Consider the following 14,550-nt stretch of genomic DNA (forward strand, 5'->3'; position numbering starts at 1 on the left):
TCATGGCATCAAACGTTTTTTCACAAACTAATTTAAACAATTATAAGTATGTTATAGTTGCTAAAAAGTTTGATTTTTTAAAAAAAACGAATGAATATAGATTAAATGAATTATCACAATTTTTGTTTAATAAATATGGTTTTGAAGCTTTAATTGAAGGTGAAGAATACCCTTCAGATTTACTTGTAAACAGATGCTTAGGATTAAAAGCTGATGTTTTAAAAGATTCTGGGATGTTTAAAACAAAATTGAGTGTAGAGCTAAAAGATTGCAATGATAGAATTGTTTATACCTCTGAAGTTGGAGAAAGTAGAGAAAAGCAATTTGATAAAGCTTATACAGAAGCGCTAAGGAATGCTTTTATATCTATTGAAGCTTTAAACTATAAGTATGTGCCAAATGAAGCCATTTTAGCCTCAACTTCTTCTAACATTGGAAGTGATAATTCCGATGAAGTTAAAAAATTAAGAGAAGAGGTTCAGGCTCTAAGGGAGAAAAAGGAACTAGAAGAAAATATTGAAGAAATAAAAAATAGATCTAATCCTGTTTTTGAAAAACCAAAAGTTTCAGCTCAACTTCCTGTTGAAAAATTAACAACAAAACATGAAATTTTATATGCGCAAGCTATTGATCATGGTTTTCAATTGGTAGATAGTACGCCTTCAGTGGTTTATAAAATCAAAAAAACAGGCATTGACAATGTATTTTTGGTAGAAGGCAAAAACGCAACTTTGTATCAAAAAGAAGATAAGTGGATTTTAGAATACTATGAGAATGATCAGTTAATACAAGAAGTTTTAACTATTAAGTTTTAGTTTTTTCACCATATGGTTAATACCCATATTTATCTTTCCAACGTTGTTTTAAAAAATTACGATGGGCATCTTCGCGCATATTGTTTCCTGGTTCATAAAGGGTTGTTCCTGACACCTCTTTTGGTAAAAACTCTTGGTTGGCAAAGCTGTTTTCGTAGTTGTGGGCGTATTTATAATTATCGCCATAACCCAACTCTTTCATTAGTTTAGTGGGGGCATTTCTAAGTTCTAAAGGCACTGATAAATTACCAGTTTCTCTTACTAATTGTTGTGCTTTTCCTATAGCAGCATAAGCGGCATTGCTTTTTGGTGAACAAGCTAGATAGGTAGCACATTGGCTTAAAATAATACGAGATTCTGGAAACCCAATTGTAGAAACTGCTTGAAAAGTATTATTAGCAATCACTAAGGCTGTTGGATTGGCATTGCCAATATCTTCACTTGCAGAAATAAGCAAACGTCTAGCAATAAATTTTACATCCTCACCACCTTCTATCATCCTTGCTAACCAATAAACGGCGCCGTTTGGATCGCTGCCGCGAATGGATTTTATGAAAGCCGAAATAATATCGTAATGTTGTTCGCCTGTTTTGTCATAGTGTACCGTATTGTTTTGAACTTTTTGTAAAACCAGTTCGTTGGTAATTGAAACGTGGTTTGATATTTCTGAATTAACAATTAATTCAAAAATATTTAAAAGCTTTCGAGCATCACCACCCGATAATTTCAATAAAGCAGAAGTTTCTTTAAGTGTTATTCTTTTTTTTGAAATATATTCATCTTTTTCAATAGCGCGCTTTAAAAGCGTTTCCAAATCCGTCCTAGAAAAGGATTCTAAAACGTATACTTGACAGCGAGAAAGTAGAGCGGGAATCACCTCAAAACTGGGGTTTTCAGTAGTAGCACCTATTAACGTAATCCATCCTTTTTCAACAGCTTGAAGCAACGAATCTTGTTGTGATTTACTAAATCTATGAATTTCATCAATAAATAAAATGGGGTTTTTAGTCGTAAATAAACCGCCACTTTGTTTTGCTTTATCAATAACGTCTCTAATATCCTTAACTCCAGAATTTATGGCACTCAAGGTGTAAAATGGCCTGCCAGATTCGGTAGCAATAATATTGGCAAGTGTTGTTTTTCCAGTGCCAGGAGGGCCCCAAAATAGCATTGATGGAATTAAACCATGCTTAATATGAAGGGTTAATGTCCCTTGTGGCCCTACTAAATGAGTCTGACTCACATAATCATTTAATGTTTTAGGCCGTAATCGTTCTGCTAATGGCTCATTCATATCGTAAAATTATAACAATTCTTTTGCATTAAGGAATCTTATTGTTTTAAATTTCTTGGTTTTGATAATACGGTTTAATGAACCCTATCGTTTTTATTAGTTGCTGACAATTTATCATAAATGGTAATAATGGATTGTAATTTGATATATTTATGAAATTATGGATACTAAACAACATTTTAAATTTACTACTGGAGTTCTTTTTTATCCCGTATTGTTTGTGCTAATAATATGGTTGATATTTTGGTTTGAAGTCCGTTTTGGTTATAATTTTAGTAAATATGGTATCTATCCACAAAGTTTAAAAGGTTTACGCGGCATTATTTTTAGTCCATTTGTTCATGGAAGTATAACACACATTTATCACAATACAGTGCCACTTTTTGTGCTTTCGATGGCGTTGTTTTATTTTTATCGATCTATTGCTTGGAAAATATTATTTCTTGGAATTTTAATTTCAGGTTTTTTAACTTGGTGTATTGGCAGACCATCTTATCATATTGGTGCAAGTGGCCTTATTTATGTACTGGTTAGTTTTACTTTTTTTAAGGGTGTTTTTGCAAAACACTTTAGGCTTATTGCTTTATCGTTATTAGTTGTTTTTCTTTATGGAAGTATGATTTGGTACACCATGCCCATTGAACAAGGTATTTCATGGGAAGGGCATTTATCAGGGTTAATAACAGGTTTTATTTTTGCTTTGTTTTTCAGAAAGTCGATAGCAAAACCTAAAAAGTATCGATGGGAACAGCCAGATTATAATGAGGATGACGATCCGTTTTTAAAACACTTTGATAAGGATGGTAATTTTATAGAAATTATAGAGCCAGAAATGGAACAAGAACAGCCTTCTGTGCATTACATTTATAAAAAAAATAACTCCAAAGAATAAGCAATTATATTTATTGGACAACTAATATAATACTCTAATAAATTTAATTATTTAAGCAACCTAAGATAGTCGTTGTCTTACCGCTTCATATAAAAAAGCTCCACAAGCTACAGATACATTTAACGATTCAATATCGCCAAGTAATGGTAGTTTAGCTTTGTCATCCGCCACTTTTAAAATGGATGGGTTGATACCTCTATCTTCCGAACCCATAATAATAGCGCAAGGCTCTTTAAATGAAATATCGTATATGAGGTTATTTGTCTTTTCGGTAGCGGCAATTACTTTAATTCCTGATGCTTGCATGTAAAATACAGCGTCTTTAATATGGTCTACTTTACAAATAGGAATTTTAAAAACAGCACCAGCACTTGTTTTAATAGTATCGCCATTAACAGGTGCTCCACCTTTTTTCTGAACAATAATACCATTCACTCCTGTACATTCAGCAGTACGGATAATAGCTCCAAAATTTCGAACATCACTTAATTGGTCTAATAATAAAAATAAAGGCGTTTTTCCAGATTCTATAATTGTAGTTACAAGGATCTCTATGTCATGAAAAGCTATCGGTGATATTTGAGCCACAGCACCTTGATGATTACCTTTAGTCAGTCGATTAAGTTTTTCAACTGGCACATACGATTTATTAATAGCATTTTTGTTAATTAAAGATTCTAACTCATTAAAAAGCTCGCCATGTAGTCCTTTTTGAAGAAAGACCTTGTCTATGGTTTCACCTGCATTAATAGCTTCTAAAATAGCTCTAATGCCAAAAATTTGTGTTTGTTCTTGCATGGGGTAAAGGTATAAAAAAAGGGCTACTAAAAAGTAGCCCCATTATAATAAAAAAGATAGAATATTATGGGCAAATATTAGGTGCGCTATATACAACACCTACGGTAGGACTTAAGCCTTCATCTAAAACTTTATTTCCAGAAGCATCAAATACTTGATAAGTAACTTCTTCATCATAACTTCCTTCATTAAAAGATATTTCCAAATCACTTTCCGTAGGAACTAAAACTTTAACAGTACCGGTTCCACCGCTATCTAAAGTTACTTCGCCTACAACAATATCTCCAGCAACTGTAAATGTTAATGAAGCGCCATTCCAGCCATCTGCATAAGCGTCTTGCATATCAACAGTCCATTCGCAAGGTGTTCCAAGAACAATGATATCTTCAATGCTACTTACCTCAGATTCTAAACCATTAAAGGCTTTTTCTTTAACTGTTACGGTAACAAGATCTTCTTTTTGTGTAAAAAGGATACCCATTTTGTCTGTTCTTCCCTCAATAGGTTTTAGTTCAGCTCCTGAAACTGTCCAGATATATTCTGAACCACCTCTAGGTGGCGACACACTATAGATTAATTCTGAACCAACAAAACCAACACTAGGACCATTAAAATTAAAGATTTCAGGGATTACTTTGCCTGAATCACTTTCTAATTTATCATCATCTTCACAAGACAAAATGAATAGCGATGAAGCGATGAATATTAAACTATATGTAAAAAGTTTATTGAATTTTTTCATTTTTTTATTTTTAGAATTAAACAAAATTACCAGCCTCCATTAGAAACATCAATTCCATCAGCATTACTTACACCTCCAATGGTGTAATTTTCATATCCTCCTGCTAAAAGGTAAGCTCCTGGTACTGGTAAATGTAAAGGGGTACCTATTTGTAATAGGTCATTTTTTCTCATTTCAAAGAAACCAATTCCCATACCGGATGTTAATAATTCAATAGATCTTTCGTAATGGATGGCATCTACGACTTCATCAAAAGAAGCGGTTTCACTAAGTGGTGTTAATTCACCTCTAAGAACACGAGAAGATGCGTTTATAATAGTAACTGCATCCGCTATAGCACCTCCAGACCTTAAAATAGCTTCGGCTTTATATAAATCGTTCTCAGCAATTAGCATTTCAGGTACAGCAGCTGTTTGCTCTGATACAAAAATTTCTTCATCATATCGAGAATGTCTGTAGTTAGAGTAATGATATGTACCTCTATCAGGTCTAAAACCTTGACTATCTAAATACTCAAAGTCTGTATCCAATCTACTATCATTGCTAGTTGCTGGATCCAATATGGATGCAGAGGCAGGCCAACGAGCAGGACTTGAAGGGTCTAAAAGATTAACAACTCGCATATCAACTCGTGCCCATCCTGATACATTAGCATAGTATAGCCATTCGCTCCACCAATTTACAGCCCCATCCCATAATATTTCAACATCATAGGTTATTCCGTTGTTGGCATAATTTAAAACTTTATCCCAATCTAAAGCATCCCGTTGAGTTGAATTTCTTGGTGTATTTGCTAATAATCTAGCGCCCATAGAGTTTAAAAACTCTGACCATTCTTCACTTGTTAATGATAAACCATTTATAGCATCTACAGTAAACGTGTTGTTATCTGCCAATTCTATAGCTCTATCTAATTTTTCAAGAGCAACATCCATAGCTAAAGCAGGACTTGTAGCTTCGCTATCAAATAATGGACCTGTTTCATCTACAATCCATACACGATCATAAACCAAAGCAATGTAACCTATAGCGACCGCTTGACCAAATCTAGCTAAAGATTCAGTTTTAGCAGGGTCTTCTGTAGCAAGCGTCCCTTCATTGATGTTTTTAATAACAGTAGATTGGTTTGCAAGTAGCGTGTATAGTGCTGTGTAATAATCTTCGGAAGCAGAAGCATTAGAGTACCCGGGGTTATTATCCCAAGCTTTTCTTGGTTCTCCAGACATATCGTTCATACCTTGATTTCCATGAGAACAAGTTCGCATATCTGCCATAGTTGTTAACATTAATGCTGGGCCATCATATGAATTAACAGCACTAAACCAAGATTGGAATGCACTTAAAGCTGTAGCTTCACTTGCTACTTCCTCTGGTGTTGGATTGGCAGTATAAGGCGTATCCAAAGAGGCATCAAAATCATCACATGAACTGAAAACAGCCAAGATGAATAGAAATATTGTATATAATTTAAAATTTTTCATAGTCTTAAAATTTAAACAGGATTGATAGTTTGTAACTTGAAGTTACAGGGTAAGAATTCTGATCTACAGCAAAATATTGTTGTGTGCTTGAATCATATAGCTGTACTTCTGGGTCCCAACCAGAATAATCTGTAAAGGTTAATAAATTAGTTCCTGTAAGTCCCACTCTTATTGAATCAAAAAATCCATTTGCAACACCAGCTAATTGGTCTTTTTGTAAAGTGTAGAATAAAGAAACTTCTCTAAGTTTAACATAAGTACCGTCTTCTACCCAGTATTTGTAATCTTGATTTACAGCATATAAACCTTGGTAGTAATTGATAGATTTCTTTTCAGACTCTGCATAGCCAGACTGATCCATCATAACATGTCTATTGTCACGAGTTAACCATTGTGCATTTCTGTTGTAAATATCCCCGCCTTGTTTCCAATCTACAAGCATGTATAATCCGAAATTTTTGTAGCTAAAATCATTTCTAAATCCAACTTTAAAATCTGCATTAGCATTACCAATATCTCCTAAGACTTTGTCGCCATTTTCATCAACTAAATCAATAGGTTTTTCTAAAGAAGTTCCAATAGTATTTCTTTCAACTACTATACCATCTCTATTAACTACATAATCATCAATAGATGCACCTGTAGGTAATTGGTCAGCCATTTGGTCAAGATTGCTTACAAATTGATATCCCCACATAGTTCCGTGTTCAATGCCTTCTTCAATTCTAAAAACTTCACCAGCATAATTAACCGTGGTAGCGGTTCCATCATCATCATTAGGTCCTACTGTTTGTGGACTAACATTTAGCTTGGTAACTTCGTTGGATGAAGTATCAAATATGATGTTGGTATTCCATTTAAAGTCTCCATCTCTAAAAATATCTGCACCTAAACTCATTTCTATTGTTTCGAATTCAAGTGTTCCAGCATTTACCCATTGTTTGTCATAACCACCTGAAAGTGGTGGAAATAAATCAACTAACATAAATTGGTCTTCTGTTTTTGATTGTGAGTAAACCGCTTCAAAGTTAATTCTGTTAAATAATTTTGTTGAAAAACCAAATTCTAATTCTGAAGTTTGTGATGGTTTTAAATCTGGGTTTGCTGCTATACTAAGACCTAAAACACCACTTTCAATTAGTTTTCTTCTATATTGCCAGTCATATCCTGGTCTTTGACCAGCTGTACCATAAGCAACATGGAATTTCATTTCGTCAATATTGTCTATATTTAAATCTTTTGAGATTCTGTAGGCCCCAGACACACGATAATAATTATTCCATTTCTCATTTTCACCAAAGGTAGATGATCCATCTGTTCTGAACATGGCATCCAAAATATAGCGGTCTTTATAATCTAAACCAATAATACCAAATACGTTTCTAGCATTTATTGATTCTTCGTCTGATGATATAAATGCGTCTTGATAGTTATCTAATGATATTGCTTCACCATCATATATTTGGTTAGATCCATAGGAGTCAAATTCTGAATAATCGCTATCCTCCATTAAATAACTCAATTTAGAGGTTACATTTAATTCGTCAAATTGTTTATAGAAATTTAACGTGAATTGTGCTTTTTGCGATGTGTTTCTAGAATGGAACATGTAGTAGTTTCCTTGTATACTTTGTGTAAACAAAGTCGCTTGCGTTCCTCCAGTTGTTAGATTTTCATTGGAGTTGAAATCTGTATATTTAGAGTCGTAAGTTTCAATAGCATACTCTGCATCAAAATTTAAATAATCAGTAAATTTAAGATTCACTTTATAAGAGCCTAGAAACTTATTTATAGTTTCTCTTTCAGGATTTGACCAAAGTGGATAAATAGGATTGGTTGATGTTTCTTCAAATCTATTAGGAACCAGTACGTAAGGTTGCCCATTAAGATTTGTTCCGTTTAAATTAGAATCTGGTTGAGAGATAAGTAAATCAAAAAATATGTCACCAGTACCACCTGGAGCTTGGTCGTTTGTTCTAATAAAGTTGTTGTAAGCATCTAAAGTTAACCAATCATTGATTTTATAATTGGCATTTAATCTAGCAGCAACTCTTTCGTAACCTTTTGTTTCTTTTAATACTCCTTCAGTATCACTTTTTTCAGCAGAGAAAAATACATTTGATTTTTCACTACCAGATGATGCTGAAACATATAAATTAGAAGTAGTTCCAGATCTGAAGAAATCTTTTTGAGGATTATATAAAACGCCATATGGATTGTCTGCGTATTGATCATCACTTTCTATTCTAGAACCTGATATGCCACTGTAATCTACGTTGTCATAGTTTGCAGGGTAGTTTATGCCTTCGTATTTAGTATATATACCTTTGTAGTTCTCCCAATCTGACGCTAATTGATAGTGGTGAGAATTACTTGTTTCAACAAAATTGTTTAATCTAGAGAACCCAATTTCAGATTTTAAAGTAACACTTACTACACCTTCTTTACCTCTTTTAGTTGTAATAACAATAACACCATTCCCTGCGCGAGAACCATAAAGAGCAGATGCCGAAGCACCTTTTACAACCTCAATAGAGGCGATGTCATCAGAATTTACATCTTGTAGTCCCCCTTCAACAAATACACCATCTACAATTACTAATGGTGCTTGAGAACCAAAGAAATTATTAGCTCCTCTTAATTGAATATTGGCCCCTTGTCCTGGTTGTCCTAAATTGGTTACATTAACACCTGCAACTTTACCTTGTAAAACACTTGCGGCAGATGTGGTTGGTATATCTTGAAGATCTTTTTCTCCAACTTTGTTTACAGTTACAGATAATTTGTTTCTTGAAGTTGCACCAGCAACACCAGTAATGACAATTTCATCAAGTGAGGTTGCGTCTTCTGTTAGTGTAACATTAATTGTGTTTGATTCTCCTACTTTGACTTCTTTTTTAGTATATCCAATAAAACTAAAAACAAGAGTAGACCCTTGGTTTGCTGTTATTGAATATTTACCATCGAAATCTGTTGAAGTACCATATGTACTTCCTTTTACTAAGACTGTAGACCCAGGAAGCGGTAAACCAGAGTTGTCTGATACGATACCTGTAATAGTCTTTTCTTGTGCGAACGTTAGTTGCACGACAAACGCTAACAATAGCGTTAGTATTCCACTAAACTTTGTTTTCATGTTATAATTATTTGAATTAGTCAACGTAAAAATCTTAATAATAAGTTAATAAAACAATAAATAATGGTTAAAATTTATTGTTATTGATAAGATGATTAAAAAAATGGGTGTATTTTCAGAAATTAGCAACAAGGCTTATGTGTATTTTGGAATTAGATACTTTGAATGGGCTGCCCTCATTTTTTCCATTGGCATAATTGAATTTTAGCAAGCCAGATTTTGTTAAAATTCCGAACCCAAAACCATAGCCGTAAAGTTTTTCTTTGGTGTTATTTATTTGGTTTTCAAAATACGCTATATCGGTAATAGAATGTAAGTATATGTTGCTGTTAAGTTGGTAGCGGTATTCAATATTTGTTAAGCCATAAAAGGAAGCTAATATGCTATTTTCTTCAAAACCTCTTATGGAATTAATGCCACCAAAGCGTAATAATTCATTCTCAAAATAAGTGTTTGAAATTATGTTTTTTGCGTTCATTCTTAAAAAAACACTATTTTGGTTGTTAAGCGCTATTATTTTGTAACTATCAATGAGCCATTGGGTTTGTTTTTCAGAGGTTTCTAGTGTTTTTCGTTTGCCAATACCTGTTTCCAAATATAAGGCTGTTTTTATAGGAAATAATAGATTTTGATGCTGAGATTTTAAGTATTGGTACTCAAAGGTGGCATAATTTGATTTGTAATCTTCTATAAATAAAGTGGAAGTTGTGTTTAAAAGATTATTAGATTCAACGGAAGAAATACCTGTTGATATTTTGTGTTTAGGGTTTATTTGATAGTGTATTTTAGCTGATTGATTGACAGTGGTAAAACTGCTGTCTTTTTTAAAAATATTTAATTGAAAATCTATGCCAATAGGGGTGTTAAATAAATAAGGGAGACTTAAATCTGCATTAAAGGTTTTTTGGTCATTTTCATCACTTTTATATTCAAGTTTAAAAGTTTCACCATAATTTAAGTTGTTTTCAAGGCTTAGATTAACATAACCATCAAACGCTAATTTAGTAGTTTCTTCATTAGTGCCAAAACCTAAAAAACCATCAAAGCCATTACTTTTTGTTTTTTTTATATACATATATAGGGTAGTAGAATCTTTTGAAAACAAAACTTCAGGAGGCTTGATTGTGTTAGCAAATCTTAAATTGTTTAATTGTGCTGCTTTTTCTTTTATTTCTTTTAGGTTGAAAATCTTATTCTTTTTAATTTTTAAATAATGTTTCAAATACGCTTTTGGAAAATTTTCATAGCCTTTAATGATAATATTGTTTAGCAGTCGTTTTTGAGTTTTTGATTCAATTATTAAATCTGCTTTTAGTTGATTGTTCTTTTTTACTTCAATTTGAGATAAATATAATTTAGAAAAAGGAAATCCTTTTTCTATAAGTTTAGAGTTTAAATGTGTTAAAATGCTTTCGGTGTTTTCAATATCAATCACAAAATAATTGTCATGCATGGTTTTAGAAATGAATTGAATCATTGAAGGTTCAATTACATTTTTATTGTAGTATATATATATGGTGTTGTATTTTGTTTTTAATTGAATTGTTGCAACAAAAGTAGAATCGTTAATTTGATCAATTGTGTCAAGACTATTCTCAATATATCCTATTTTATATAGTTGTTTTTGTAGTGCGTTAACTTCTTGTGTTATGGAAGTGTAATTTATGTGTTTTTTTTTGTAGTCTATTTTTTTTAGTATTTCAATATCATCATTGCTTTTTCCATTAATTTTTAGATGTAAATTTTGGCAAAATGCTTCCAAAGAAAAAAAGGTATATATAATAAGGAGTAAATATGATGTTTTCAGCACGTTGAAATTCAGCTTTGTTTTTGTGTAAATCTAACGGAAAAAGAACACTTATAATATGGGAGTCGAAATATTTTTTGAAAACTCTTAAAAATTAATGAATTAGGATTTGAATTATTCATTTTAATTTTTACCTTTGCAGCCCTCTTAAAAGAGGATTTTAAAATTTATATATAATATATATGCCAACAATTTCACAATTAGTAAGAATAGGAAGAGCCAAAATAACCAAGAAGAGTAAATCGGCTGCTTTAGATTCTTGTCCGCAAAGACGTGGTGTGTGTACTCGTGTTTACACGACAACTCCAAAAAAACCTAACTCAGCAATGCGTAAGGTAGCAAGGGTTCGTTTGACAAACGGTAACGAGGTTAATGCATACATTGGTGGAGAAGGACACAATCTACAAGAGCACTCGATAGTATTGGTTAGAGGTGGAAGGGTAAAAGATTTACCAGGAGTTAGATATCACATTGTACGTGGTGCTTTAGACACGGCAGGTGTTTCGGGTAGAACGCAACGTAGATCTAAGTATGGTGCTAAACGCCCTAAGAAGTAATTAAAACTTTAAGAAGAAGACATGAGAAAAAGAGCAGCAAAAAAGAGACCGCTTTTACCGGATCCACGTTTTAACGATCAGTTAGTAACTCGTTTCGTTAACATGATGATGTGGGATGGAAAAAAGTCTGTCGCTTTTAAAGTATTCTACGATGCAATTGATATTGTAGAGTCTAAAAAAACTGACGAAGAAAAAACAGCTTTAGAGGTGTGGAAAGATGCTTTGTCTAATGTGATGCCTCACGTAGAAGTGCGTAGCCGTCGTGTTGGAGGTGCAACATTTCAAATCCCAATGCAAATTCGTCCAGACCGTAAAGTTTCTACAGCAATGAAATGGTTGATTAGCTATTCACGTAAAAGAAACGAAAAATCTATGGCGCAACGTTTAGCTTCAGAAATTTTGGCAGCAGCTAAAGAAGAAGGAGCGGCCGTTAAGAAAAGAGTAGATACTCACAAAATGGCAGAAGCCAATAAAGCATTCTCTCACTTTAGATTTTAATAGGACATGGCAAGAGATTTAAAATTAACAAGAAATATAGGTATTGCTGCGCATATTGATGCAGGAAAAACTACAACAACAGAGCGTATTCTTTTTTATACGGGGGTGTCTCATAAAATTGGAGAGGTTCATGATGGGGCTTCAACAATGGACTGGATGGAACAAGAGGCAGAAAGAGGTATTACTATTACTTCTGCTGCAACAACTTGTGACTGGGTGTTTCCTAAAGAAAATGGAGAGCCAACCGAAGATGCGCAAAGTTATCATTTTAATATTATTGATACTCCAGGTCACGTTGATTTTACCGTAGAGGTAAATCGTTCTTTACGTGTACTTGATGGTCTTGTATTCTTATTTAGTGCAGTTGATGGTGTAGAGCCTCAATCTGAAACTAACTGGAGACTAGCTGACAACTATAAAGTGCCTAGAATTGGTTTCGTTAATAAAATGGACCGTCAAGGATCTAACTTTTTAGGTGTTTGTCAACAAGTAAAAGATATGTTAAAGTCTAATGCAGTGCCAATTGTTTTGAATATTGGTGATGAAATTGACTTTAAAGGTATTGTAGATTTAGTTAAAAACAGAGCTATTGTATGGCATGATGATAACTACGGGTCTACATTTGATGTTATTGACATTCCTGAAGATATGAAAGAAGAAGCTCGTAAATATAGAGCTTTGTTAATCGAAGAAGTTGCATCTTACGATGAAAACTTATTAGAGAAATTCATGGAAGATGAAGATTCTATTACAGAAGAAGAAGTGCACGCTGCACTTAGAGCTGCTGTAATGGATATGGCTATTATACCAATGGTATGTGGGTCTTCATTCAAAAATAAAGGGGTACAGTTTTTATTAGATGCTGTATGCCGTTACTTACCTTCTCCTTTAGATAGAGAAAGTGTTGTTGGAACAAATCCAGATACAGATAAAGAGGAAAGACGTAAGCCGTCAGTGAACGAACCTTTTGCTGCTTTAGCTTTTAAAATTGCTACAGATCCTTTTGTTGGACGTTTAGCTTTCTTTAGAGCATATTCAGGTCGTTTAGATGCAGGTTCTTATATTTTGAACAACCGTTCAGGTAAAAAAGAGCGTATCTCTCGTATATACCAAATGCACTCAAATAAGCAAAATGCTATCGATTTTATCGAAGCAGGAGATATTGGTGCAGCAGTAGGATTTAAAGATATCAAGACTGGTGATACCATGTCTGATGAAAAACATCCAATTGTTTTAGAATCTATGGACTTCCCTGATCCGGTAATTGGTATTGCGGTAGAGCCTAAAACTAAAGCAGATGTTGATAAAATGGGTATGGCTTTAGCTAAGTTGGCTGAAGAAGATCCAACATTCACAGCAAGAACTGACGAAGCTTCAGGACAGACTATTATTTCTGGAATGGGTGAGCTTCACTTAGATATTATTGTAGACCGTCTTAAACGTGAGTTTAAGGTAGAGGTAAATCAAGGGCAGCCACAAGTAGAGTACAAAGAAGCTATTACACAACGTGCAGAACACAGAGAAGTTTATAAGAAACAATCTGGTGGACGTGGTAAATTCGCAGATATTGTATTTACATTAGAACCTGCAGAAGAAGGAAAAGTTGGTTTAGAGTTTGTTTCTGAAATTAAAGGAGGTAACGTTCCTAAAGAATTTATCCCTTCAATCGAGAAAGGATTCAAAATGGCCATGGTTAATGGTCCATTGGCTGGATATGAAGTAGATGCTATGAAAGTAACATTAACTGATGGATCTTACCATGATGTGGATTCAGATCAGTTATCTTTCGAATTGGCTGCGAAACTTGGATTTAAAAATGCTGCAAAAGCTGCAAAAGCAGTAATTATGGAGCCAATCATGAAACTTGAGGTGATTACACCTGAAGAAAACATGGGTGACATTGTAGGAGATTTAAATAGACGTCGTGGACAAGTTAGTGATATGGGTGACAGAGCCGGAGCAAAAACAGTAAAAGCTACTGTGCCACTATCGGAAATGTTTGGTTATGTTACAACTTTAAGAACATTATCATCTGGTCGTGCAACGTCTACTATGGAATTTTCACATTATGCTGAAACACCTTCTAATATATCAGAAGAAGTTATTAAAGCTGCTAAAGGCATTGAATCGTAAATCTTAAGAAAATGAGTCAGAAAATCAGAATAAAATTAAAATCTTACGATCACAATTTAGTAGATAAATCTGCTGATAAGATTGTAAAAACAGTAAAAAGTACAGGTGCCGTGGTAACAGGACCAATTCCATTACCTACACATAAGAAAATTTTCACTGTATTACGTTCTCCACACGTAAACAAGAAATCAAGAGAACAATTTCAATTAAGCTCTTATAAGCGTTTACTTGATATTTATTCTTCATCATCAAAAACTATTGATGCCTTGATGAAACTTGAATTACCAAGTGGTGTTGAAGTAGAGATTAAAGTATAAGTAAATTATCGCTAAGCACAGTCTAAGCGAAACATGTCCTGAGCTGCGTGCAAGGGAAAAACGGTAAAAATACAATTCAA

Annotated in this window: 12 protein-coding genes; 6 read left to right on the forward strand and 6 right to left on the reverse strand. The window is 33.6% G+C overall.

All coding sequences use genetic code 11. The features are described 5' to 3' along the window. Positions 1–2 precede the first annotated feature (2 nt). Positions 3–815: a hypothetical protein gene (locus tag APS56_RS13885; RefSeq protein WP_054729511.1), complete on the forward strand. Its 813-nt coding sequence runs from the start codon at positions 3–5 to the stop codon at positions 813–815. A 16-nt stretch (positions 816–831) separates the two neighbouring features. On the opposite strand, the gene APS56_RS13890 is transcribed toward APS56_RS13885, so the two are convergent. Further along, positions 832–2,109: a replication-associated recombination protein A gene (locus tag APS56_RS13890; protein WP_054729513.1), complete on the reverse strand. Its 1,278-nt coding sequence runs from the start codon at positions 2,107–2,109 to the stop codon at positions 832–834. Positions 2,110–2,269: 160 nt separating this feature from the next. On the opposite strand from APS56_RS13890, the gene APS56_RS13895 reads away from it, so the two are divergent. After that, entirely contained in the window at positions 2,270–3,001 is a 732-nt protein-coding gene (locus APS56_RS13895; RefSeq protein WP_054729516.1) for a rhomboid family intramembrane serine protease, read from the forward strand. Between the two features lie 60 nt (positions 3,002–3,061). Here APS56_RS13895 and rlmB read toward each other — a convergent pair whose 3' ends face one another. From rlmB to APS56_RS13920, 5 genes are all read right to left on the reverse strand, one after another. Further along, the gene (gene rlmB / locus APS56_RS13900) at positions 3,062–3,799 is read right to left on the reverse strand and encodes a 23S rRNA (guanosine(2251)-2'-O)-methyltransferase RlmB (RefSeq protein WP_054729518.1); all 738 of its coding nucleotides are present in this window, start codon (positions 3,797–3,799) and stop codon (positions 3,062–3,064) included. A gap of 64 nt (positions 3,800–3,863) precedes the next feature. Further along, positions 3,864–4,541 carry a hypothetical protein gene (locus tag APS56_RS13905; protein ID WP_054729521.1) on the reverse strand — a complete coding sequence of 226 codons (678 nt, stop codon included), beginning with the start codon at positions 4,539–4,541 and terminating at the stop codon, positions 3,864–3,866. A 26-nt stretch (positions 4,542–4,567) separates the two neighbouring features. After that, on the reverse strand, positions 4,568–6,022 hold the full coding sequence (locus APS56_RS13910) for a RagB/SusD family nutrient uptake outer membrane protein (protein WP_157757679.1): 1,455 nt from the start codon (positions 6,020–6,022) through the stop codon (positions 4,568–4,570). Between the two features lie 4 nt (positions 6,023–6,026). Beyond that, complete coding sequence (locus APS56_RS13915; protein WP_054729527.1) at positions 6,027–9,158, reverse strand: SusC/RagA family TonB-linked outer membrane protein; 3,132 nt, start codon at positions 9,156–9,158, stop codon at positions 6,027–6,029. Positions 9,159–9,273: 115 nt separating this feature from the next. Beyond that, positions 9,274–10,920, reverse strand: a complete 1,647-nt coding sequence (locus APS56_RS13920) for a POTRA domain-containing protein (RefSeq protein ID WP_236778427.1) — start codon at positions 10,918–10,920, stop codon at positions 9,274–9,276. 227 nt (positions 10,921–11,147) lie between these two features. Between APS56_RS13920 and rpsL the strand changes: the two genes are divergently transcribed. Genes rpsL through rpsJ form a run of 4 tightly spaced genes read left to right on the forward strand, consistent with a single transcriptional unit; the run spans position 11,148 to position 14,470 of the window. Beyond that, on the forward strand, positions 11,148–11,522 hold the full coding sequence (gene rpsL, locus APS56_RS13925) for a 30S ribosomal protein S12 (RefSeq protein ID WP_034043278.1): 375 nt from the start codon (positions 11,148–11,150) through the stop codon (positions 11,520–11,522). A 21-nt stretch (positions 11,523–11,543) separates the two neighbouring features. Continuing rightward, positions 11,544–12,020, forward strand: coding sequence for a 30S ribosomal protein S7 (gene rpsG, locus APS56_RS13930; protein ID WP_054729532.1), 477 nt, complete (start codon positions 11,544–11,546; stop codon positions 12,018–12,020). Between the two features lie 6 nt (positions 12,021–12,026). After that, positions 12,027–14,153, forward strand: a complete 2,127-nt coding sequence (fusA, locus tag APS56_RS13935) for an elongation factor G (protein ID WP_054729535.1) — start codon at positions 12,027–12,029, stop codon at positions 14,151–14,153. A gap of 11 nt (positions 14,154–14,164) precedes the next feature. Then, on the forward strand, positions 14,165–14,470 hold the full coding sequence (gene rpsJ, locus APS56_RS13940; protein ID WP_007650482.1) for a 30S ribosomal protein S10: 306 nt from the start codon (positions 14,165–14,167) through the stop codon (positions 14,468–14,470). The last annotated feature ends 80 nt before the right edge of the window (positions 14,471–14,550 follow it).

Origin of the sequence: Pseudalgibacter alginicilyticus (genome assembly GCF_001310225.1) — a bacterium.
Lineage (GTDB): Bacteria > Bacteroidota > Bacteroidia > Flavobacteriales > Flavobacteriaceae > Pseudalgibacter > Pseudalgibacter alginicilyticus.

Coding starts and splice junctions, on each gene's coding strand:
- APS56_RS13885 (WP_054729511.1), top strand. CDS start 3: ATGGCATCAAACGTTTTTTCACAAACTAATTTAAACAATTATAAGTAT.
- APS56_RS13890 (WP_054729513.1), bottom strand. CDS start 2,109: ATGAATGAGCCATTAGCAGAACGATTACGGCCTAAAACATTAAATGAT.
- APS56_RS13895 (WP_054729516.1), top strand. CDS start 2,270: ATGGATACTAAACAACATTTTAAATTTACTACTGGAGTTCTTTTTTAT.
- rlmB (WP_054729518.1), bottom strand. CDS start 3,799: ATGCAAGAACAAACACAAATTTTTGGCATTAGAGCTATTTTAGAAGCT.
- APS56_RS13905 (WP_054729521.1), bottom strand. CDS start 4,541: ATGAAAAAATTCAATAAACTTTTTACATATAGTTTAATATTCATCGCT.
- APS56_RS13910 (WP_157757679.1), bottom strand. CDS start 6,022: ATGAAAAATTTTAAATTATATACAATATTTCTATTCATCTTGGCTGTT.
- APS56_RS13915 (WP_054729527.1), bottom strand. CDS start 9,158: ATGAAAACAAAGTTTAGTGGAATACTAACGCTATTGTTAGCGTTTGTC.
- rpsL (WP_034043278.1), top strand. CDS start 11,148: ATGCCAACAATTTCACAATTAGTAAGAATAGGAAGAGCCAAAATAACC.
- rpsG (WP_054729532.1), top strand. CDS start 11,544: ATGAGAAAAAGAGCAGCAAAAAAGAGACCGCTTTTACCGGATCCACGT.
- fusA (WP_054729535.1), top strand. CDS start 12,027: ATGGCAAGAGATTTAAAATTAACAAGAAATATAGGTATTGCTGCGCAT.
- rpsJ (WP_007650482.1), top strand. CDS start 14,165: ATGAGTCAGAAAATCAGAATAAAATTAAAATCTTACGATCACAATTTA.